Source organism: Mesorhizobium sp. C264A (genome assembly GCF_040324515.1).
Lineage (GTDB): Bacteria > Pseudomonadota > Alphaproteobacteria > Rhizobiales > Rhizobiaceae > Mesorhizobium.
Window position 1 is genome coordinate 3,043,580 of the sequence record NZ_JAMYVY010000001.1, and the last position, 20,114, is coordinate 3,063,693.

22 protein-coding genes are annotated in these 20,114 nt (G+C 63.3%); 8 read left to right on the forward strand and 14 right to left on the reverse strand.

The features are described 5' to 3' along the window. The first annotated feature begins 122 nt into the window (after positions 1–122). Complete coding sequence (locus tag NKL04_RS15060; protein WP_023703212.1) at positions 123–1,013, forward strand: SMP-30/gluconolactonase/LRE family protein; 891 nt, start codon at positions 123–125, stop codon at positions 1,011–1,013. Here NKL04_RS15060 and NKL04_RS15065 read toward each other — a convergent pair. From NKL04_RS15065 to NKL04_RS15080, 4 genes are all read right to left on the reverse strand, one after another. Beyond that, on the reverse strand, positions 992–1,339 hold the full coding sequence (locus NKL04_RS15065; RefSeq protein ID WP_352443824.1) for an antibiotic biosynthesis monooxygenase: 348 nt from the start codon (positions 1,337–1,339) through the stop codon (positions 992–994). The two genes, NKL04_RS15060 and NKL04_RS15065, sit on opposite strands and share 22 nt — an antisense overlap. Positions 1,340–1,621: 282 nt before the next feature. Next, positions 1,622–3,502 (reverse strand): ABCB family ABC transporter ATP-binding protein/permease, encoded by a 1,881-nt coding sequence (locus NKL04_RS15070; protein ID WP_023703211.1) that lies wholly within the window; start codon positions 3,500–3,502, stop codon positions 1,622–1,624. Positions 3,503–3,525: 23 nt separating this feature from the next. Further along, positions 3,526–3,861 (reverse strand): ArsR/SmtB family transcription factor, encoded by a 336-nt coding sequence (locus NKL04_RS15075; RefSeq protein WP_023703210.1) that lies wholly within the window; start codon positions 3,859–3,861, stop codon positions 3,526–3,528. A gap of 231 nt (positions 3,862–4,092) precedes the next feature. After that, positions 4,093–5,814, reverse strand: coding sequence for a LysM peptidoglycan-binding domain-containing protein (locus NKL04_RS15080; protein ID WP_352723804.1), 1,722 nt, complete (start codon positions 5,812–5,814; stop codon positions 4,093–4,095). Positions 5,815–5,939: 125 nt separating this feature from the next. Between NKL04_RS15080 and NKL04_RS15085 the strand changes: the two genes are divergently transcribed. From NKL04_RS15085 to NKL04_RS15100, 4 genes are all read left to right on the forward strand, one after another. Next, entirely contained in the window at positions 5,940–6,551 is a 612-nt protein-coding gene (locus NKL04_RS15085; protein ID WP_023673582.1) for an LOG family protein, read from the forward strand. Between the two features lie 34 nt (positions 6,552–6,585). Next, the gene (locus tag NKL04_RS15090) at positions 6,586–6,813 is read left to right on the forward strand and encodes a hypothetical protein (RefSeq protein WP_023673581.1); all 228 of its coding nucleotides are present in this window, start codon (positions 6,586–6,588) and stop codon (positions 6,811–6,813) included. A 121-nt stretch (positions 6,814–6,934) separates the two neighbouring features. Then, on the forward strand, positions 6,935–8,239 hold the full coding sequence (locus NKL04_RS15095) for a sulfotransferase family protein (RefSeq protein WP_023702706.1): 1,305 nt from the start codon (positions 6,935–6,937) through the stop codon (positions 8,237–8,239). A gap of 158 nt (positions 8,240–8,397) precedes the next feature. Then, positions 8,398–9,390 (forward strand): transporter, encoded by a 993-nt coding sequence (locus NKL04_RS15100; RefSeq protein ID WP_023684466.1) that lies wholly within the window; start codon positions 8,398–8,400, stop codon positions 9,388–9,390. Between the two features lie 66 nt (positions 9,391–9,456). Here NKL04_RS15100 and NKL04_RS15105 read toward each other — a convergent pair whose 3' ends face one another. The 9 genes from NKL04_RS15105 to cysS form a co-directional block, all read right to left on the reverse strand. Then, a complete protein-coding gene (locus NKL04_RS15105) occupies positions 9,457–10,143 on the reverse strand; it encodes a glutathione S-transferase family protein (RefSeq protein WP_023673578.1) in 687 nt (228 codons plus the stop codon). 11 nt (positions 10,144–10,154) lie between these two features. Beyond that, positions 10,155–11,084, reverse strand: coding sequence for an EamA family transporter RarD (rarD, locus tag NKL04_RS15110; protein ID WP_023673577.1), 930 nt, complete (start codon positions 11,082–11,084; stop codon positions 10,155–10,157). 139 nt (positions 11,085–11,223) lie between these two features. Further along, positions 11,224–12,840 carry a citramalate synthase gene (gene cimA / locus NKL04_RS15115; protein WP_023702704.1) on the reverse strand — a complete coding sequence of 539 codons (1,617 nt, stop codon included), beginning with the start codon at positions 12,838–12,840 and terminating at the stop codon, positions 11,224–11,226. A gap of 187 nt (positions 12,841–13,027) precedes the next feature. Next, on the reverse strand, positions 13,028–13,984 hold the full coding sequence (gene pip / locus NKL04_RS15120) for a prolyl aminopeptidase (protein WP_023702703.1): 957 nt from the start codon (positions 13,982–13,984) through the stop codon (positions 13,028–13,030). Positions 13,985–13,992: 8 nt separating this feature from the next. After that, positions 13,993–14,469 carry a GFA family protein gene (locus NKL04_RS15125; protein ID WP_023687309.1) on the reverse strand — a complete coding sequence of 159 codons (477 nt, stop codon included), beginning with the start codon at positions 14,467–14,469 and terminating at the stop codon, positions 13,993–13,995. Next, positions 14,466–14,957, reverse strand: coding sequence for a GFA family protein (locus NKL04_RS15130; protein ID WP_023702702.1), 492 nt, complete (start codon positions 14,955–14,957; stop codon positions 14,466–14,468). The genes NKL04_RS15125 and NKL04_RS15130 overlap by 4 nt, the downstream gene beginning before the upstream one ends. 22 nt (positions 14,958–14,979) lie before the next feature. Continuing rightward, on the reverse strand, positions 14,980–15,366 hold the full coding sequence (locus NKL04_RS15135) for a VOC family protein (RefSeq protein WP_023702701.1): 387 nt from the start codon (positions 15,364–15,366) through the stop codon (positions 14,980–14,982). Continuing rightward, on the reverse strand, positions 15,363–15,767 hold the full coding sequence (locus NKL04_RS15140) for an endonuclease domain-containing protein (protein ID WP_023698663.1): 405 nt from the start codon (positions 15,765–15,767) through the stop codon (positions 15,363–15,365). The genes NKL04_RS15135 and NKL04_RS15140 overlap by 4 nt, the downstream gene beginning before the upstream one ends. Positions 15,768–16,048: 281 nt before the next feature. Then, positions 16,049–17,482 carry a cysteine--tRNA ligase gene (gene cysS / locus NKL04_RS15145; protein WP_023702700.1) on the reverse strand — a complete coding sequence of 478 codons (1,434 nt, stop codon included), beginning with the start codon at positions 17,480–17,482 and terminating at the stop codon, positions 16,049–16,051. A 390-nt stretch (positions 17,483–17,872) separates the two neighbouring features. On the opposite strand from cysS, the gene NKL04_RS15150 reads away from it, so the two are divergent. Then, positions 17,873–18,028, forward strand: coding sequence for a hypothetical protein (locus tag NKL04_RS15150; RefSeq protein ID WP_023673568.1), 156 nt, complete (start codon positions 17,873–17,875; stop codon positions 18,026–18,028). A 136-nt stretch (positions 18,029–18,164) separates the two neighbouring features. Here NKL04_RS15150 and NKL04_RS15155 read toward each other — a convergent pair whose 3' ends face one another. Then, the gene (locus NKL04_RS15155) at positions 18,165–18,923 is read right to left on the reverse strand and encodes an SOS response-associated peptidase (RefSeq protein ID WP_023702699.1); all 759 of its coding nucleotides are present in this window, start codon (positions 18,921–18,923) and stop codon (positions 18,165–18,167) included. Between the two features lie 126 nt (positions 18,924–19,049). Between NKL04_RS15155 and NKL04_RS15160 the strand changes: the two genes are divergently transcribed. Both NKL04_RS15160 and NKL04_RS15165 read left to right on the forward strand, forming a co-directional pair. Beyond that, the gene (locus tag NKL04_RS15160) at positions 19,050–19,457 is read left to right on the forward strand and encodes an NUDIX hydrolase (RefSeq protein ID WP_023698665.1); all 408 of its coding nucleotides are present in this window, start codon (positions 19,050–19,052) and stop codon (positions 19,455–19,457) included. Positions 19,458–19,524: 67 nt separating this feature from the next. Further along, positions 19,525–19,902, forward strand: a complete 378-nt coding sequence (locus NKL04_RS15165; RefSeq protein ID WP_023692875.1) for a TIGR02301 family protein — start codon at positions 19,525–19,527, stop codon at positions 19,900–19,902. The last annotated feature ends 212 nt before the right edge of the window (positions 19,903–20,114 follow it).

A 20,114-nucleotide genomic window follows, 5' to 3' on the forward strand; every position in this document is an offset into this window, starting at 1 on the left:
TCCGCACGATGGTTTGCCGAAATTGTCGACGGTGTCGGGGCGCCACAGATTCATACGTCCTTGGCAGGAAAGCGCTTCGCGACAATGCCGAATTGCGGCGAGTCGACAAACCAGGGTCAGAGATGCCATCCTCGAAATCAGTCGCCCTGAACGCCAAGGTCATTACAGAAGGCCTCGCTTTCGGAGAGTCTCCCCGCTGGCACGACGGACGCCTGTGGCTCTGCAACTGGGGAACCGGAGAGATCGTCGCGGTGGATGAGGACGGCGGGAACCAGGTGATGCTCACCGTGCCGGCCATCCTGCCCTATTCGATCGACTGGTTGCCGGATGGCCGATTGCTGATCGTCTCGGGTCGGGATGGCTTGTTGCTGCGGCAGGAGGCGGATGGAACGCTGGCCACCCATTCCGATCTTCGGTCGCTGTCAAACAGCCCGTGGAACGAGATCGTCGTCGACGGGCGCGGCAACATCTATGTCAATGGCGGCGGGTCGGCGCCTGCACCGGGCGAGCATTTCGGGCCCGGCACCATCGTGCTGATCACGCCGGACGGCTCGGTTCGACAAGTGGCCGAGAACATCGCTTTCGCCAACGGCATGGCGGTGACGCCGGACAACAGGACACTGATCGTGGCGGAGTCGCATGCCAACCGGCTGACCGCCTTCGATATCGCGGAGGATGGCGGGCTTTCCAACCGCCGGGTCTGGGCCGATCTCGATGGCTTTCCCGACGGCGTCTGCCTCGATGCCGAAGGAACTGCCTGGTATGCGGATGTTCCCAACAAACGCTGTGTGCGGGTGCGCGAAGGTGGCGAGGTGTTGCAGACAGTCGATGCCGATCGCGGCTGCTTTGCCTGCATGCTGGGCGGGCCGGATGGCACGACACTGTTCATCGTCGCCGCCGAATGGCGTGGTTTCGAGAACATGATCAGCGATGCCCGCACCGGCCAGGTGCTGAGCGTCGAGGCGCCAGCACCTGGCACGGGCTGGCCCTCCTACATCTCAGGCAGACGCTGATAGTTGGCGATATCGGCCTTCACACCCAGCCGGGCAATGGTCTCCTGCGGGTTGAAGCCCGCCCGCTCGTGGGCCGCCTTGACGATCGGCACGACATTGTCGACGGCCGCCTGGTTTTCCCATTCGACAATGGTGACCAGGTTGAACTCACCCGGACCCGAAAATTGCTCGAGCACGAAATCCTGGACGAAGCCTTGCTGCAGACGCAGCAATTCATGAGTCGCCCTGACCTTGCGAAGGATTTCTTCACGGGCCTCGGCAGGAACGACGAATTTGTCGACCCTGAACACGGCTTCACTGGTAAACTGTTGATTGAGTTGATCCATTTCAATCTGTCTCCGTTCTTGAACGACTTGGGTTCGGTGGCTCAGGAACGGTTTGCGATCTCAACTTAGGTTGAGGTCAAGGGGAAATTTTCGGTGGTGATGATGGCGACGACGCTGCATATCTCCCCCCTTGAGGGGGAGATGGCCGGCAGGCCAGAGGGGGTCGGTTCGACTGGATGCGCCCCCCTTGCGACCGATGAAGGTTAGCGCTCCACGCGCGGCGACCCTCTGTCGCCTTCGGCGACATCTCCCCCTCAAGGGGGGAGATCGGCGCTCCGCCGCCTAGCTCACCTCCGAAGTCCGCCTGCGCACAACCACACCCAGCTCATCGCTCTCGCGTGCAACTCGAAGCCTCTCTTCGGCTTCTGTCGCTTCGCGCTGGCGGTCCCACATCGACGCGTAGAGGCCATGCTTTTGCATCAGCTCGGCATGGGTGCCGCGCTCGGCGATCTCGCCGTCCTTGAGCACGATGATCTCGTCGGCGGTGATCACCGTCGACAACCTATGCGCAATGACGATGGTGGTGCGGCCCTTGCTGACCAGGTCGAGGGCGGCCTGGATTTCCTGTTCGGTGTGGCTGTCCAGCGCCGAGGTCGCCTCGTCGAGCATCAGGATCGGCGGCGCCTTCAAAATCGTGCGGGCAATCGCCACGCGCTGCTTTTCGCCGCCCGACAGCTTTAGCCCGCGCTCACCGACCATCGAGCGATAACCTTCCGGCAGCCGTTCGATAAACGGGCCGATCTGGGCAAGCTCGGCGGCTTTCTGCATATCCTCTTCGCTGGCACCGATGCGACCGTAACGGATGTTGTAGGCGATGGTGTCGTTGAACAGCACGGTGTCCTGCGGCACCATGCCGATCGCGCCGCGCAGGCTCTGCTGGGTCACATCCCTGACGTCCTGGCCGTCGATCAGCACCTGACCACCCTGGACGTCGTAGAAGCGGAATAGCAGCCGCGAAATCGTCGACTTGCCGGCGCCGGACGGTCCGACAATGGCCACCGTCTTGCCGGCCGGCACCTCGAAGGAGACACCTTTCAGGATCTTGCGGTTGGGATCGTAGGCAAAATGCACGTCGCGGAACTCGACCTTGCCGGCTGTAACGGCCAGTGGCTTGGCATCCGGCTTGTCGGTGATTTCCTGCGGCACATCGAGCAGGTCGAACATTTGCTCGATGTCGGTCAGCCCCTGGCGGATTTCGCGGTAGATGAAGCCGATGAAATTGAGCGGCACCGCAAGCTGCATCAGCATGGCGTTGATGAAGACGAAATCGCCGACCGTCTGCGTGCCGGCCTGCACCTCCAGCGCCGACATGCACATGACGATGACGGTGCCGAGACCGAAGATGATGCCCTGGCCGAAATTCAGCCAACCGAGCGAGGTCCATATTCTGGTCGCCGCCATTTCATAGCGCGCCATCGAACGGTCGAAGCGCTCAGCCTCCATACCCTCGTTGTTGAAGTATTTGACGGTCTCGTAGTTGAGCAGCGAGTCGATCGCCTTGGTGTTGGCGTCGGTGTCGCTGTCGTTCATGTCGCGGCGGATCGAAATGCGCCAGTCGCTGGCGCGAACCGTGAACCAGACGTAGAGCCACACCGTGGCCGCCACCACGACCACATATTTCCAGCCATAGGTGTAGGCGAAGATGCCGGTGGTCAGCGCGAATTCGAGGATGGTCGGCGCCGTGTTCAGCATGATGAAGCGCACGATCGTCTCGATGCCCTTGGTGCCGCGCTCTATGATGCGCGACAGGCCGCCGGTGCGGCGCTCGAGGTGAAAGCGCAGCGACAGCTGGTGCATGTGAACGAAGGTGCGGAACGCGAGCTGGCGCACCGCATATTGGCCAACGCGGGCAAACAGCGCGTCGCGCAGCTGGTTGAAGCCAAGCTGCACCAGCCGCACGACATTGTAGGCGACGACCAGCATCACCGGCGCCAGCAGGAAAGATGGCAGCGGCGGCGGCGATTTGGCGTCGCCGGCCAGGGCATCCGTCGCCCATTTGAAGAAATAGGGCCCGGCAACCAGCGTCAGCTTGGCAACGACCAGAAGCAGCGTCGCCCAGGTGACGCGTGCCCTGAGATCGGGGCGGTCGGCCGGCCACATATAGGGCCACAGATTGCGCAAGGTGCCGAAGGTCGAGCTATCGGAAACGGTTTTTTCTGCCACTTTTCTTGCCTTTTGGTGAGAGATCAGCGGCCGGAGCAGCAGGAATTGACGAGTGCGGTCAGCGATGCGGAAACGTCGGCGAGCGCGGCGCGGTCGAGTTGATAGCGCGAGCGCTGGCGGTCGGGCTCGAAGCGGACCAGCCCGGCTTCGACCAGGATCTTCAGATGCTGGGACACGGTGGACTGCGCCAGATCGAGATGATCGACCACCTCGCGGCAGCAGCAGGAATTGCTGGCCGAGAGATGTCTAAGGATCTCGATGCGCGCCGGGTGCGAGAGTGCGGCGAAGCTCGCGGCAACGGCGCGGCTTTGGGGCGGTGCGCAGTTTGCGTGGTCTGGTTCAGCGAGCGAGTCTGCCATCGTTCATCGGCGATAGACGATGAACGGGTGCGTGGCAAGCTAACCCGATGGGTAGAGCGACCTAATCTCCCCCCTCGAGAGGGAGATGTCGCCGAAGGCGACAGAGGGGGTCGGTACGTCCTGACGCAACGTCGTTTGCAGCAAAGAGAAGGTCGGCGTTCTATGCGCGGCGACCCCCTCTGGCCTGCCGGCAATCTCCCCCACTTGGGGGGAGATTAGCCAATCGCCAAACTACTGCGTCTTCGTCTGCGCCGTCGTCACTTGCTCGCCCATCGCCTTGAGGTCGGCGGCTTCGCCTTCCTTGGACTTTTCCGGAACCTTGAACACCTGCCCCGGCCAGATGCGGTCGGGATCGCTGATCTGGTCCTGGTTGGCGAGATAGATGGTCGAGAAGCGCACGCCGTGACCGTAGACGCGCCGCGAGATCCGCCACAGCGTGTCGTGCCTGCGGATGATGACCGCGCCGTCGGCATGTTCGAGCTTTGGCGCCACCGTCTCGGGCACGTCGGGCGTTGCCGCCGCGACGACGGCTGAAGCCTCAGCGGCGGGCGCTGCCGGTGCCGCAGGTGCCCCGGCAACCGCCGGGGCAGCCGGAGCCGGCGCTTCAGCCGCCGGTGCGGCTGGTGCGGATGCGGCAGCAGCTGGTGCGGGCTTCGCAGGGGCAGCCGCGATAGTGGCTGGCGCCGCAGGCTTCAGAGCGGCCGGTGCTTCGGCAGCAGCCGGTGCGGCCGGCTCAGCAGGCTTTGCTTCGGCGGGCTTGGTCTCGGTGGGCTTGGTCTCGGTGGGCTTGGCCTCCGCGGGCGCCACGGCGGCGATCGCTTCGCCGGGTTCGCGCTCGAACGGCACGGCGGCGCGGGCCACGACCTTCACGCCGTCGGCGTCGAGACCGTCGACATGGATGGTGTAGCTGCCGACCGGGATGTCTCGCGTCGCCTCGACCAGGAAATGACCGTCGGGCGAGGTCACCGCATCACCAAGCAGGATATCGTTGGCATAGGCGCGCACCTTGCGGCCGGCGTCAGCCAGACCGGCGACGAAGATCTTGTTGCCGTCGATCTCGACCGCCTCGACGACGATCTTGGGTGCAGCCACGGCTGCCGCCGGCGGCGCTGCAGGTACTGCTGGCGCTGCAGGGGCAGTTGCGGTTTCCACAGCCGGAGCAGCAGGTGCCGTTTCAGCGGGAGCGGCAGGCGCTGCCGCGACCACGGCAGGCGCAGCCGTAGCAGGCGCCTCAGCGGCTGGGGCAGCGGCCTGATCGCCGGCGGCCGGTGCCGCGGGCTTGGTCTCAGGCGCCGGGACGCTAAGCAGCTCGGCCGGCTTGCCGGGTTCCTCGACCATCGCCAGCACCTGGCCGGCGGCGTCCTTGGGAACCGAAACGACGGCGGTCTGCACGGAAGGGGTAACCACATCGCCGGCCGTCGCGCGCAACGCAATCGTATAGTCGCCGGGCTTCAGCGGATCGTCGAGAACGATGACGAAGGCGCCGTCCGGACCGGCGACAGTCGAGCCAAGCACCGAGGAGCCGTTGAGGATCTCGATCTTCGAATTGGGCGCAGCATTGCCGGCAACGACGATCGAGCCGTTGCTTTCGACGCGCACGACGTCGAAGCTCGGCGCAACCGGGCCGGCCGCGGCCGGTGCTGGGGTTGCTGGGGCAGCAACGGGCGCGGCAGGTGCCGCCGGAGCCGCAGCTTCGGTCGCGGGAGCCGTTGCGTCGGCAGGCGCGGGTGCTGCGGGAGCCTTGGCATCGGTGGGCGCGGCGGGCGCCGGCGGCAGCCTTCCCTCGGTCCCCGGATCGGCCGGCTTTTCAGCCGGCGGCGTCAGCGATGCAATCGCGGCCGGCGGCGTGGGATTCAGATACGGGTCGAGTGCGCCCGATACATAGGCGGTTCCGACGACCGCGACGGTCCCACCCGCCGCGAACAGAAACGCCTTCAATGGATTAACAGCCATATTTCCCCTACCCCTTAGCCACCTGAAGCCGGTCTAGCGTGTTTTGCCGGCACCGACAAGAAAAAGCCCGGGCTTGTCAGCCCTTGGGGCTTGACCCCGCATTCAGACCCAATCACCAATCACGAATGAACACGATTCGATCCGTCTGCGTCTATTGCGGCTCGTCTCCGGGCCGCGATGAAATCTATGCCAAGGCCGGGCACCTGCTTGGCCGCTCGCTCGCCAAAGCCGGCCTGCGGCTGGTCTATGGCGGCGGCACCAAAGGCATTATGGGCGCAGTCGCCGAAGGCGCGCTCAAGGCCGGCGGCAAGGTAACGGGCATCATTCCGCGCTTCCTCATCAACAAGGAGGCGACCGAAACCGCGCTTGACCGGCTCGACGAGTTGCTGATCACCGACAACATGCACGAGCGCAAGCACAAGATGTTCGAGAAATCCGACGCCTTTGTGGCGCTGCCCGGCGGCATCGGCACGGTCGAGGAAATCGTCGAGATCATGACCTGGGGCCAGCTCGGCCATCACCGCAAGCCGATCGTCTTCGCCAACGTTCAAGGATTCTGGGATCCGATGCTGGCGCTGCTCGACCATATGGCCAGCGAAGGCTTCATCCACACCGCGCAACGGGTCAAGCCGCTGGTGGTCGAAGACCCCGAGGCCATCGTCGCCGCCATCATGGTGGCGGGGTCGTCGGTCGATGCGCCGACGGAAGGCGTGCAGTCGGTGATTGATAAGATGTGAGGACGAAGCCGGACTTGGCGCAGGCGGCCAGGAATTGAGCCCGGTTGGTGTCGTCGGCCTGGCGCACCAACTGCGCCGCGTCGTGCTGGCGCTCAAGGCTGCCGGCTACGAAACACTGGGCAACACCTGGATCGGCGACAGCAACAAGGCCAGCCTGGCCCAGAAGCAGAAGTCCAATGCGAAGCCACTGATCGACTGCATCTGCTTGGCAAGGATCTGTAGCGTTGGGGCAGCTGACTTCGATCTGTCCAGCTTTTCTTGAGCTCCGTCTTGTGCGCAATGTAAGCACGTTGGCGACGATTTCCATTTGCAGCCCGCTTCGCAGTTGGTTATCGGAGAACATTGGGCGGGAACGGAAATTTGGAGAGCGAGACAAAGGGGAGATGAATCCGCGCGAGCGATTGACGGCCGCGAAGGGCGAGATCGCGTCGGAACCAAGGACGGCGATCCTGGTCCTCGGAATGCACCGCAGCGGCACCTCGGCGCTCGGCGCCCTCGTCGCCGCGCATGGAGCCACGCCGCCGAAACATCTGCTGCCCGGGAGCCTCCACAATCCCAAGGGACATTGGGAAAGTACCCCACTCACCATCGCCGACGACCACCTGCTCACGGCGGCCGCCTCCTCCTGGCAAGATTGGCTGCCGCTAGATCGGCAGTGGCTGCAGTCGCCGGCAGCCGAGCGATTTCGGCCCATGATGACGGCGATCATTGCCAGCGAGTTCGGCGATGCCCCCCTGTTTTTCGTCAAGGATCCGCGGATCTGCCGGTTCCTTCCCTTCATAGCCTCGATCCTGGCCGATCTCAGGATTGACCCGATCGCATTTCTGCCTGTTCGCAACCCGCTCGAAGTCGCCTGTTCGCTGCAGGAACGGGATCAAATGGCACCGCCGACAGCGTTCATGCTGTGGCTCAGGCACGTGCTCGAAGCGGAGCATCATTCGCGACACATGCCGCGCTGTATCCTGCGCCACGAAGACCTGTTGAGCGACTGGCGACATCAGATGGACCGCGCGGCCAGGGAGACCGGAATCGTCTGGCCTGTCACGTCCGATCACGCCGACGCCGCAATCGCCGAGTTCCTGGACAAGGATCTGCATCATCAGCGGGCCTCGGTCGCTGATCTGCAAAACCATCCGGATGCCACGCCGTTAGTCCGCAGCGCCTATGCCATTTTGCGCAGTATGGCGTCTGAAGGCGACAGCCAAGACTTGCGCGACCAGCTCGACACGGTGCGGGCGACGTTCGATGAGAGCTGCGATGTGGTTGGCAAGGCCGTTGCCGCAGGGAACCTGGCCGCTAAACGGCTACACGGCGAACTGGGAAAGGGCATCGTCGAGCGTGACGCCATCGCTGACGCCCAACAGGCCCTCATCCGAGACCGAGACAGCTTCATGGCGGAGCGTGACGCGCTCGCTCACGCCCAGCAGGACCTCATCCAAGCCCGAGACAGCTTCATGGCGGAGCGTGATGCGCTTGCTCACGCCCAGCAGGACCTCATACAAGCCCGAGACAGCTTCATGGCGGAGCGTGACGCGCTCGCCCTGGGCCAAGACGGCCTCGTAGCCGAGCGTAGCGCGCTGGCCAGGATCCGAGACGACCTGGTGGCGGAGCGCGATGCGGCGCTTGCGTCACGCAGATGGCGATTGACGGGACCGTTGCGATGGGTGAGCTCCATTCGTCGGCGATAGCAGCAAACACTCTAAACGCTGCTCGACAAACTGTGATCGCCTGTCAAGAAACCGTCACACGGAACCCGCCTCCCTCGTGTTACGAAGGACGGGTCGGCATCCGCGCGTCGGCATAGTCGAAATCTGAACCTGGTCGAAATTTCTTGGCGAGGCGAGCCGTGAACATTGCTCTCAACGCGGAAGGCCTGTCGCCTTACCTGCCCGACGAGCACGGGCTGTTCTTCATCTACCATTTCACCGCCGAGGGCCTGCGCACCAAGGACGCGGCCGAGGTTGCATGGACATGGCGCAGCTACCAGCTGTCCGACCTGCGCGCCCGTCATGAGATCGCCGCCGAGCAGGCTCTGCCCGGGCCGGTGCGCGAAGCTTTCCTCGGCGCCAGCCAGGGTTGCCACATCGATCTCGAGGATGCCTGGCTTTATGGCGACCTGCCGGATCTGCGCCACGACTATTCGGCGGAAGCGCGCGGGCTCGGCCATTTCCGTTTTGCGCTCAACGACAAGACGCTGATCGGCGCGCGCAAGCAGCCACTGGAATCGGTCGATCTCATCCGCAAGGCGGTGGAGAGCGGCTCGCGCAAATTCCGCTCCCCCGCCGACCTGGTCGAAGCGGTCATGGGCCAGTCGCTCGACGGCATGGCGGCCGAGCTCCACGGTCTTGGCGATACGCTGGACGGCATCGAGGACCGTATCGTGCGCGATGCCTGGCACGGCGAGCGGCAGTCGCTGGTCGAGGCGCGCCGTCAACTGGTGGTCATCCACCGGCAGATGGCGACGCTCACAAACCTTTTTCGCCATCTCGACCATTCGCATCGCAATGAGCTGCCCGATCGGATCAATGACATGGCGACAAGGCTCTCGCACCGGGCACACACGCTCTATCACGACGGCGAGCAGTTGCAGGCACGCGCAAGGTTGCTGCAGGACGAGTTGATGGCCAAGCTGACAATGCAGTCCAACCAGCTGCTCTATGTGCTGTCGGTGATGACGGCGGTGCTGTTGCCGATGACCATCATATCAGGCCTGTTCGGCATGAATGTCGGTGGCCTGCCCATGGTCAATACGCCGATGGGCTTCTGGGTGGTCTCGGCGGTTTCGATCGTGATCGCCGCGGCGACCTACATGTTCGTAAGGCGGCTCGGGCGGACGTAACGCCTCGATCCCTTTGTTTTCACTCAATTCCCAAGGGAACGCGACGCGCTTTTCCTGGAATGCCCATCACGCCGTAGCGCGAAGATCCTCGACGATGGTGCCGGCGGCAGCGACCTCCGCCTCATGGTCCGGCTCCCGCCAGGTCTCGGCGAGACCCGCGGCATACCATTCCTGCATGGCCGGCAGGCCAAGCAATTGCGGGGGATAGGCTGCAGCTGCCCCTTCGAAAGACAGCCCATAGGATAGCACACGGAACGCCACCGGAGCAAAGAAGGCGTCGACGGCGGTAAAATGGCCGCCGGCAAGGAACGGCCCGCCGAACAGGGCAAGGCCATCGTTCCAGAGATCGCCCAAACGGAACAGATCCTGCTTCAGCGCGTCCGACATCGGCAACGGTTTCACCCGCAAGCCGCAATTCATCGGGCATGCGCCGCGCAAGGCCGTGAAACCAGAATGCATTTCGGCGGCGGCCGAGCGCGCCCAGGCTCGCGCCTTGGCCTCAGCAGGCCACACACCATGGTGGCGCTCGGCGAGATACTCGGCAATAGCCAGCGAATCCCAGACAGCCCAGCCGTCATCCACCAGGCAAGGCACGCGCCCGCTGGGCGAGAACGCCCGGTAGAGATCGAAACTGGGCCCGGTCGGAAACGGCGTCAATTGCTCCTCGAACGGAATGTCGAGGGTGCGCATCAGCACCCATGGCCGCAGCGACCATGACGAATAGTTCTTGTTGGCGATATGCAGCACGTACATCGAAAGGCTCCCTACTTCGGGGCCAACGCCACCGGGCGGATTTCACGGCCACGAAACATCGACCAGGAATACATCGCCAATGCCGCCCAGATCAGCGCGAAGGCAATTGCTTGCGTGGTGCCGAACGGCTCGTCGAAAATCAGCACGGCGATCAGGAACACCATGGTCGGTGCGATGTACTGCATGATGCCGATGGTGGAGAGGCGCAGAAGCTTGGCGCCGAAGGCGAACAGAAGCAGCGGCACCGAGGTGACTGGGCCGCAGCCGATGAGCAAAGCCATATCGGTGCCGTTGCTGGAGATGAAATGGTCCTGGCCGTTGACGACCAGGAAGACGATGTAGGCAAGCGCCGGCACCGACAGCAAAAGCACTTCGAGCAGAAAGCCCTGGCTCGGGCCGATCGGCAGCGTCTTGCGGAAGAACCCATAGGCAGCGAAGGAAAACGCCAGCGCCAACGACACCCAAGGCAATTTGCCGGCATCGACGGTCAGAACGGCAACTGCGACCGCCGCCAGCAACACGGCCGCGATCTGCAGCCGGTCGAGCTTCTCGCCGAGCAACAACGCGCCGACGACGATGCTAACTAATGGGTTGATGTAGTATCCGAGCGCGGTCTCGACGGTGCGGTCGACCGAGATCGCCCAGACATAGATGGCCCAGTTGACGGAGATCAGGGTCGCCGTCAGCGCCGCCATGGCGATGCTGCGCGGCGAGCGGATCGCCGCCTTGAAATCGGCTGTGCGGCCGGCCCAGACCAGCACTGCAGCAGCAATCGGCACCGACCAGACGATGCGGTGGGCGATCACCTCGATCAGCGGCAGATGCGCAACCGCCTTCATGTAGAAGGGCAACAGACCCCATAGCAGATAAGCGCCGAGCGCGAGGAGAAAGCCGCTGCGGGCTTTGGAGTCGGCGTCGGGCTGGATCGTGTCGCTGGCCATGGCAAACGCTATGGCCCAGTGGGCCATCCAAAACCATCGCAAAATTATGATGGATCAATGGACTTCCGCTGATGGCTCAAGGGGCGGCGCCAGTTCCTCGCCCCACTTCGGGTGGCGAGGAAACCCACGTCTTGCAACCCTACTCCGCCGCCACCAATCCCGCCATGTCGCGGTTCTTCATCAGCTTGTAGACGATCGAATCCATCAGCGCCTGGAAGGAGGCGTCGATGATGTTTTCCGACACGCCGACCGTCCACCAGCGTGCGCCGGTGCCGTCATGCGATTCGATCAGGACGCGAGTGATCGCCTCGGTGCCGCCATTGAGGATACGCACCTTGAAATCGGCGAGCTCCATGTCGGCGATCTCGCTCTGGAACTTGCCGAGGTCCTTGCGCAACGCGATGTCGAGCGCGTTGACCGGGCCGTGGCCTTCGGCCACCGACATCTTCTCCTCGCCCTCGACCATCACCTTGACGATGGCTTCGGAGACCGTCTTCAACTGGCCGTTGACATCGAAGCGGCGCTCGACCATGCAGCGGAACGAAGTGACGTTGAAGAACTCCGGCAGGCCGTGCAGCATTTTGCGCGCCAACAGCTCGAAGGAGGCATCGGCGCCCTCATAGGCGTAGCCCTCGGCCTCGCGCTCCTTGACCACCGAGATCAGCGCATCGAGACGATGGTCGTCTCTGGGCACATCGATGCCGCGCCGCTTCAGCTCGGCGAGGAAATTGGCCTTGCCGCCCTGGTCCGAAACCATAACGCGGCGGCGGTTGCCTACCGCCTCGGGCGGCACATGTTCATAGGTCGCCGGCTCCTTGGCCAGTGCGGAGGCATGGATGCCGGCCTTGGTGGCGAAGGCCGAGGCGCCAACATAGGGCGCCTGCGCTTCCGGAGCACGGTTCAGCAATTCGTCGAAGGCGCGGGAAAGCCGGGATATCCCGGTCAGCGCCTCGGCCGAGATGCCGGTTTCAAACCGATCGGCGAAGGCCGGCTTCAGCGCCAGCGTCGGTGCGATCGAGACCAGATTGGCGTTGCCGCAGCGCTCGCCGATGCCGTTCAGCGTGCCTTGGATCTGGCGCACGCCGGCCTCGACGGCGGCGAGCGAATTGGCCACCGCCTGGCCGGTGTCGTCATGGGCATGGATGCCGAGATGGTCGCCCGGAATGCCTGAAACAATGACCTTGTCGACGATGGCGCGCACTTCCGAGGGCTGCGTGCCGCCATTGGTGTCGCACAACACCACCCAGCGCGCGCCGGCTTCATAGGCAGTCCTGGCGCAGGCCAGTGCGTAGTCCGGATTGGCCTTGAAGCCGTCGAAGAAATGCTCGCAATCGACCATCGCTTCCTTGCCCGCGGCGATTGCTGCTTCGACCGAAGCCTTGATGGAGTCGAGGTTTTCCTCATTGGTGCAGCCGAGCGCGACGCGGACATGATAGTCCCAGCTCTTGGCGACGAAGCAGATGGCGTCGGACTTGGACTGCACGAGCGCTGCCAGGCCCGGGTCGTTGGACGCCGACACGCCTGCCCGCTTGGTCATGCCGAAGGCGACGAACTTTGCCTTCGCCGTGCGCTTCTGCTGGAAGAAGGCAGTGTCGGTCGGATTGGCGCCGGGATAGCCGCCTTCGACATAGTCCATGCCGAACTCGTCGAGCAGCTTGGCAATCGCGATCTTGTCCTCGACGGAAAAGTCGATGCCCGGCGTCTGCTGGCCATCGCGGAGGGTTGTGTCGAAGAGATAGAGGCGTTGCTTGGTCATTGTTCTGTTGGCGCGCGAGCACCCCCCTCTGGCCTGCCGGCCATCTCCCCCTCAAGGGGGGAGATCGGCAGCTTTAGCGTCGGATCTTTTCCCGCAGCGATGAAGATTTGCGAAAGCGCCGATGACAGCCAATCTCCCCCCTTGAGGGGGAGATGTCCGGCAGGACAGAGGGGGGTGCCGCGCGCTGTCATTTCCCCGCAAACCCATCCGTCGCGCGTATCAGCCGATCCAGAATCCCCGGCTCCGAATAGGAATGGCCGGCGCCTTCGATGAGGTGGAAATCCGCCTTCGGCCAGGCCTTGTGCAGGGCCCAGGCATAGCGCGCCGGGCACGGCATGTCGTAGCGGCCGTGGACGATTGTGCCGGGAATATCCGCGAGCTTATAGGCATCGCGCAGAAGCTGCCCCTCCTCCAGCCAGCCGGCGTGGACGAAATAGTGGTTCTCGATGCGGGCAAAGGCGATGGCGAAGTCGTCCTCGCCGAACTTGTCGCTGGTCTCCGGCTCCGGTAGCAGCGTGATCGTCTCACCTTCCCACAGGCTCCAGGCAAGGGCGGCTTCCAGCTGCGCCTTGCCATCGGCGCCGACCAACCGCCTGCGGTAAGCGGCCATCATGTCGCCGCGCTCGGCTTCAGGAATTGGCGCCAGGAAACGCTCCCATTTGTCGGGGAACATCTCGGAGACGCCGAACTGATAGTACCATTCGAGTTCGGCGCGGGTCAGCGTGTAGATGCCGCGCACGACAAGCTCGCTGACGCGATTAGGATGCGTCTCGGCATAGGCCAGCGCCAGCGTCGAGCCCCACGAGCCGCCGAACACCAGCCATTTTTCGAAGCCGCACATCTCACGCAGCCGCTCGATGTCGGCAACCAGGTGCCAGGTGGTGTTGGCCTCGAGCGAGGCGTTGGGTGTCGATTTCCCGCAGCCGCGCTGGTCGAACAGGATGACGTCGTAAAGCTTCGGGTCGAACAATTGCCGATGTTTTGGCGAGAAGCCGCCGCCGGGACCGCCATGCAGGAAAACGGCCGGCTTGGCGCCCCTGGTTCCGGAGCGCTCCCAGTAGATATGATGGCCGTCGCCGACATCGAGCATGCCGGACTCGAACGCCTCGATCTCTGGATAAAGAGTACGAAGTTCACTGTTCATTTCATTGCTCATATCTTCAGGCCGTGCGCGGGCCAGTCCGTGGTTTCGTGGTCGGGATGCTGGAAGGAGATGATCTGCTCCTGGCGGGAGTAGAAATCCGGATCCTGATGCATGGGCTGGTCAAAGATCGTTTCCACCCAAGGCAATCGGACCGCGTAGTTGACCTGGATCTGCGGCGCCAGATCGGAGCGGTCGTCGAAGGCGCCGATGGCGATCTCCAGTGCGCCAGGTTGGCGATAGGTCAGCGGTGTACCGCAGCGGGCACAGAAGCCGCGATCGATGTTGACCGACGACTGGAAATAGGTGGGCTCTTCGCGCATCCATTCGACGCCATCCTTGGGCACTGTCACCAGCGCGCCGAAAAACGAACCGAACTGTTTCTGGCACATGCGGCAATGGCAGATGGACGCCCGGCCGAGCTTGCCCTTGATGCGGAAACGCACGGCACCGCACTGGCAGCCGCCGGTTCGAACTTCATCGGTCATAACTTTTCCTCTGGCGGCCATTGTTCGGTGTCATGGTCGGGATGCTGGTAGGAGACGAGCTCGGCGAGATAAGGCGCCGACGACATGTCGGCCATAGTGTCCTCGCCCGGCAATTGCGGGATGGTATCGACATAGGGAAGTTTTGCCTCCGTGCCCCACTGGATCAGCGGCACGATATCAGCCGGATTGTCGAAGGCGCCGATGGCGAGGCCGATGCCGTCGGGCGCGGTAAAGGTCAGCGGCGTGCCGCAATTGGCGCAAAAGCCACGATCGACATGGCTGGACGAGGCGAAATATTTCGGTTCGCCGCGCGTCCAGTCGAGTTTGGCGCCACGCACCGAGACCAGGGGTGCGTAAAATGAGCCGAACGCCTTCTGGCACATGCGGCAATGGCAGATCGAGGCGTCACCCAGCGCACCCTCGACGCGAAAGCGCACCGCGCCGCACTGGCACCCACCGGTGTGGATCGGCCGGTTGTCGAGGCTCATGGCGTCTCACTCCGTTTCATAGTCATTCGGGCACATGGCAGACCGCCTCGACATTGTTGCCGTCGGGATCGAAGACGAAGGCGCCGTAGTAGTCCGGGTGATAATGCGGGCGCAGCCCCGGCCCGCCATTGTCCTTGCCGCCGGCGGCGAGCGCCGCGGCATGGAAGGCGTCGACCTCGGCGCGGCTGCGCGCGGTGAAGGCGACGTGCTGATGGGTCCTCGGCTTGTCATCGCTGGCCTGCAGCCAGAACACCGGCCGGTCGCGGCCATAGCCACCGACCTTGGCGCCGCCGGTATATTCCAGTGGCACCATGTAGATCAGCGAGGCGCCAAGCGGCGCTATCGCCTGGTCATAAAAGGCTTTCGACGCGTCGAAGTCGGCGACATTGATGCCGAGATGGTCGATCATGAAACAAGCTCCTCCCTTGCTGGCGCCGGCACGTCGGCGCCGGCCAAGCCGGCCCCGATGACGATGTGCTGGCAGGCATTGTCGATATCGCGGATGACGTCGTCGTTCCAGAAGCGCAGGATGGTCCAGCCACTGGCACTCAATTGAGCGCTGCGTGCCTTGTCGCGTTCTGCATCTTCTACGTCGGCATGCTGACTGCCATCAATCTCGACTACGAGGTGGTGGGCCGAACAGGCGAAGTCGACAATGTAGGGTCCAATCGGTACCTGTCGGCGAAAGCTTATCCCCATCAGCCGGTGAGCCCGCAACTCATTCCACAGTTTCAGCTCGGCATCGGTCATGACGCGACGCATGGACTTTGCATTCTTGCGCTGACGCGATGGAACGAGGTCGTGACCCATGCTCAGGCCACTCCGCGCTGGCGATTAGCGAAAACCGAGGCGAGGGCTGATCTCCCCCCTTGCGGGGGAGATGTCCGGCAGGACAGAGGGGGGTGCTGTCCCGCCAGCGTCTCAACCGGCAGCCATTGCGTTCTCAGAAAGTGGCCGAAATGAAAGTGGGCAAGAAGGAACGCTGGCGTTCCTTCGCACCCCCTCTGTCCTGCCGGACATCTCCCCCGCAAGGGGGAGATTGGCTGTCGCTGCCGCCTTCGCCAATCTTACAACGGTGTCTCGCGCCACCCTCACCGTTTTACCTCCCACGTCGTCACGCGTTCGCCCGTGACAGGATCCTTGCCGTCTTTCAGCTGCACGCCTTGCGTCAGCAACTCGTCGCGGATGCGGTCGGCCTCGGCCCAGTTTTTCGCTGCGATCAGTTCCAAGCGCTTGGCGATCGCCTTGGCGATCGCTGCCTCGTCGACCTTGGCCGCGCCGATATCGAAGCCGAGGAACAACAGCGATGCCTTCAGCGATGCGGCCGCTTCGTTGCCCTCCGCGGCCTCACCGGCAAGCTGCGTGAGTTGCTGGAAGGCGGCGTAGGTGGCGAGGTCGTCCGACAGTGCCGCCACAATCTCCGCCGGGACTTGCCCTGCCGACGGCGCCAGGTCAGCCGCGCGTTTCCATTTGCGCAGCGTGTTCTCGGCTTCCTCCAGCTTGCGCACGGAGAAATCGATCGGCTCGCGGTAATGCGTCATCAGCATCGCCAGACGCAGCACCTCGCCCGGCCATTTGCGGCCGCCGAAGGTCTCGGTCTCCAGCAGTTCGGCGATCGCGTAGAAATTGCCGACGCTCTTCGACATTTTCTGACCCTCGACCTGCAGGAAGCCGTTGTGCATCCAGACATTGGCCATGACGTCGGTGCCGTGGGCGCAACGCGACTGGGCGATCTCGTTCTCATGGTGCGGGAAGATCAGGTCGAGGCCGCCGCCATGGATGTCGAAGACGTCGCCGAGATAGGCGGCCGACATGGCCGAGCACTCGATATGCCAACCGGGCCGGCCCCTGCCCCATGGGCTGTCCCAGCCGGGCTCCTCCGGTGACGACAATTTCCACAGCACGAAATCCCCCGGGCTCCTCTTGTGAGCGTCGACGGCAATTCGCGCACCGGCCTGCTGTTCGTCGAGATTGCGCTTCGACAGCTCGCCATAATCCGGCATCGAGGCGGTGTCGAACAGCACTTCGCCGGCGGCGACATAGGCGTGGCCGCGTTCGATCAAACGTTCGATGAGGGTGATCATGTCAACCTTGCCGTCGGCGCGGCGCGCGACGAACTCGGTGGCGCGTGGCTCGACCGTCGGCGACAAGCAGCCGAGTGCGGCGACATCCTTGTGGTACTGATCGGCGGTTTTTTCGGTGACGCGGCGGATCGCCTCGTTGAGCGTCAGGCTTCCCGACGCGATCTCGGCGCCGAAATCGCGCAGCGCGCGGGCGTTTATCTTGTCGTCGACATCTGTGATGTTGCGCACATACGTGACACCAGCCTCGCCATAGAGGTGACGCAGCAAACGGAACAGCACGTCGAAGACGATCGCCGGACGCGCATTGCCGATGTGGGCAAAGTCGTAGACGGTTGGGCCGCAGACATACATGCGCACATTCGACGGGTCGATCGGGAGGAACACGTCCTTCGTCCGCGTTAGCGTGTTGTAGAGGCTGAGACCCTTCGATGCGTCAGACATGCGTGCCCTTCCGGCCCGTTAAGTTCTGGATGGAGTCTAACCTGTGCCAAGGCACAAATCGGCTCCAGCCTGCTGGCCGGGGCGTTTGTCCACTCTGGGGAAAGATGAGGCGAAAACGTCCGGACCAGCGCGAAGCTAGCCAATAATGCAAATGCCACAAATGGCGGAAAACGTTTTCATCGGCGGCTTTATCGCCTTGGCCGGTGTTGCCGTCAAGTCGCAACTTCCGGCAAAAGCGTCGCTGGATCATAGGTCAGGAGCCGCTGAAACATTTTATTAAACATGTCGGCACAGTCATGAAACATTCGCCGGCTAGTCCACCATAGGTCACGATTCGGTCAGATTCGGCCGGCAAACGCAGACACGGAAATGTTACCAGGGAAGAGATCGATGTCACGAACCAAGCAGGAATCGAGCCGCGCCAAGCAACCGGCGCTCGCCAACCACTACCGTGCGATCGGCCCGGCCGCGATCGTCGCCGCCCTTCTCCATACCGCGAAGAATAAAAAGCCGGCGCCGAAAATCACTTCGCCCCGCGCTGCCTGAACAGGCATCGTGCCGCCGCCGCCAAGGCGTGCGCCGGAACGGAAGGCTGAGGCCCCATAGCGCGCCTGAAAACAACAGCTCTTCCTATTGAGCAGGTTCTTCCCGAAGACCGGACATGGCTTCTTGGGAGCGCGCTCTAAAACAGCGTCATCTGACTGTCGTCCGCGCCGGGCTTCTGGCGCCTGACCTTGCCGGGCTCGACGATGCCCATGTCCTGTATCTCCGGCCCGATGTTGGCGACCTTGTTGACGAGGTCGGAGACCGGAATTGCCTCGAAGAAATCGGGCAGCGCGGGCTTGAGCAGGTCGGCCACATCGCGCGGTTCGAGCGTGCGGCAGTCCAGCCAGCGGGCAAAATCTTCAGGCGCGATCACCACCGGCATCCGGTCATGGATATGGGCGATGCCGGCATTGGCGTTGACGGTAAGAATAGCGCCGGTGTCCATTTCCGAACCGCCCGGTTCGGCATAGGTTTCGATCAGCCCGGCAAAGGCGATCAACCCGCCATGCCTCGGCCGTATCCAGTAGGGCTGGCCCTTCTTGCCGCTCCCGGATTGCTGCCACTCATAGAAGCCGGAGGCCGGCACCAAGGCACGGCGATGGCGCATGGCGGCTTTGAACGAGGCTTTTTCAATAGCGCCTTCCGAACGCGCGTTGATGAGCAGCGGAAATTCCCTGGTGTCCTTGACCCAGGTGGGGATCAGTCCCCAGCGCACCAGCATCGCCTGGCGATCCGGGAAATTCGAGCCCGGCATGCGCGGCGGCCCCGACAGCGCCATCAGCACCGGCTGCGTCGGCGCGATGTTGTAGCGGGCCGGAAAATCCTCCAGCTCCGCCAGGCCGAGCAAGGCGGCGGTCTGGTCCGGCGTGGCCGTCAGGGCAAAGCGTCCGCACATTGGCAAGCTCGATGAATTGATCCGATCGCGAACGTGGCGATGGAACCGGCGCTGCGCAACCGCTAAAGCTGCTCGCTGCCAGCCGGTCCACAAGGGTTTGGCCTCACATAGGCGAAAACGAGATCGATGAACGAGCAGCGCAAGACACTTCCCGCAGTCTCGGTCGCCGTCGTGCGCGGCAGGACGGTGCTGCTGGTCAAACGGGCGCGGCCGCCGTCGCAGGGGCTTTATGCCTTTCCCGGCGGCAAGGTCGAGCCCGGCGAGACGCTGCAAGAAGCAGCAGTGCGCGAATTGCTGGAGGAAACCGGGCTGCGGGCGCAGGACTATCGTCCGCTTCGCGACATCCACATCGACGGCAGCGGCGAGAATCACCCGGTCGACTATCTGCTGACCGTGTTCGGCGCCGTTTATGCCGGCGGCGAAGCGACGGCCAGCGACGATGCCGAGACCGCCGCCTTCTATAGTCTTGATGAAATGGCGACGCTGCCGCTCGCGGGTGACGTCATGGAGGTGGCTGAAGAGCTTTTGGCCTGAAGCAGGCCCATATCTGCCGCTCCGAGAATCGCCTTGCAGGCGACAAAATGTTTCGTCAGATAGACTTATGACCCGCACCTCGCTGTTCCTTGCCGCATGCATCGCCACCGCCACGGCTTTTGCCGTGCAGCCGGCGCTGGCCGCCGAGTCGCCGTTCGAGCCCGGGCTGATGCGACTGGCCGAGGTGCTGGGGTCGCTGCATTTCCTGCGCAATCTGTGCGGCGAAAAGGGCGACCAGTGGCGCACCGAGATGGAAAAGCTGATCGATTCGGAAAATCCCGATCCGGAGCGGCGTGCCCGCTTCATCGCCAGCTTCAACCGCGGTTACCGTTCCTTCGGCGGCACCTATACCCAATGCACGCCGTCAGCGACCGAAGCCATCAGCCGCTACATGAAGGAAGGCGAGACGCTGTCGCGCGACATCGCCTCGCGTTACGGCAACTGACGAGCGCCAGACGGCGTTTAGCGAACGCCTTTTCGAGCACCCGCCTTGTATCCACGGCACGTTGATGCAATCTTGGTGTTGCACTTGCGCAACAGTATTAACGAAACGTTAGCGCGCGAATGCGGAATTAACTCAAACTGAAGGTTTTCATCCCGCTCACCGGTCTAATCGGCTAAGTTTGAATCGGACCGAACGCAGGCGACGAAGTTTGT

What these genes read in the sequence shown, in the direction of transcription:
- NKL04_RS15060 (WP_023703212.1), top strand. Translation starts at nt 123, where the DNA reads ATGCCATCCTCGAAATCAGTCGCCCTGAACGCCAAGGTCATTACAGAA.
- NKL04_RS15065 (WP_352443824.1), bottom strand. Translation starts at nt 1,339, where the DNA reads ATGGATCAACTCAATCAACAGTTTACCAGTGAAGCCGTGTTCAGGGTC.
- NKL04_RS15075 (WP_023703210.1), bottom strand. Translation starts at nt 3,861, where the DNA reads ATGGCAGACTCGCTCGCTGAACCAGACCACGCAAACTGCGCACCGCCC.
- NKL04_RS15080 (WP_352723804.1), bottom strand. Translation starts at nt 5,814, where the DNA reads ATGGCTGTTAATCCATTGAAGGCGTTTCTGTTCGCGGCGGGTGGGACC.
- NKL04_RS15085 (WP_023673582.1), top strand. Translation starts at nt 5,940, where the DNA reads ATGAACACGATTCGATCCGTCTGCGTCTATTGCGGCTCGTCTCCGGGC.
- NKL04_RS15095 (WP_023702706.1), top strand. Translation starts at nt 6,935, where the DNA reads ATGAATCCGCGCGAGCGATTGACGGCCGCGAAGGGCGAGATCGCGTCG.
- NKL04_RS15105 (WP_023673578.1), bottom strand. Translation starts at nt 10,143, where the DNA reads ATGTACGTGCTGCATATCGCCAACAAGAACTATTCGTCATGGTCGCTG.
- rarD (WP_023673577.1), bottom strand. Translation starts at nt 11,084, where the DNA reads ATGGCCAGCGACACGATCCAGCCCGACGCCGACTCCAAAGCCCGCAGC.
- cimA (WP_023702704.1), bottom strand. Translation starts at nt 12,840, where the DNA reads ATGACCAAGCAACGCCTCTATCTCTTCGACACAACCCTCCGCGATGGC.
- pip (WP_023702703.1), bottom strand. Translation starts at nt 13,984, where the DNA reads ATGAACAGTGAACTTCGTACTCTTTATCCAGAGATCGAGGCGTTCGAG.
- NKL04_RS15125 (WP_023687309.1), bottom strand. Translation starts at nt 14,469, where the DNA reads ATGACCGATGAAGTTCGAACCGGCGGCTGCCAGTGCGGTGCCGTGCGT.
- NKL04_RS15130 (WP_023702702.1), bottom strand. Translation starts at nt 14,957, where the DNA reads ATGAGCCTCGACAACCGGCCGATCCACACCGGTGGGTGCCAGTGCGGC.
- NKL04_RS15135 (WP_023702701.1), bottom strand. Translation starts at nt 15,366, where the DNA reads ATGATCGACCATCTCGGCATCAATGTCGCCGACTTCGACGCGTCGAAA.
- NKL04_RS15140 (WP_023698663.1), bottom strand. Translation starts at nt 15,767, where the DNA reads ATGGGTCACGACCTCGTTCCATCGCGTCAGCGCAAGAATGCAAAGTCC.
- cysS (WP_023702700.1), bottom strand. Translation starts at nt 17,482, where the DNA reads ATGTCTGACGCATCGAAGGGTCTCAGCCTCTACAACACGCTAACGCGG.
- NKL04_RS15150 (WP_023673568.1), top strand. Translation starts at nt 17,873, where the DNA reads ATGTCACGAACCAAGCAGGAATCGAGCCGCGCCAAGCAACCGGCGCTC.
- NKL04_RS15155 (WP_023702699.1), bottom strand. Translation starts at nt 18,923, where the DNA reads ATGTGCGGACGCTTTGCCCTGACGGCCACGCCGGACCAGACCGCCGCC.
- NKL04_RS15160 (WP_023698665.1), top strand. Translation starts at nt 19,050, where the DNA reads ATGAACGAGCAGCGCAAGACACTTCCCGCAGTCTCGGTCGCCGTCGTG.
- NKL04_RS15165 (WP_023692875.1), top strand. Translation starts at nt 19,525, where the DNA reads ATGACCCGCACCTCGCTGTTCCTTGCCGCATGCATCGCCACCGCCACG.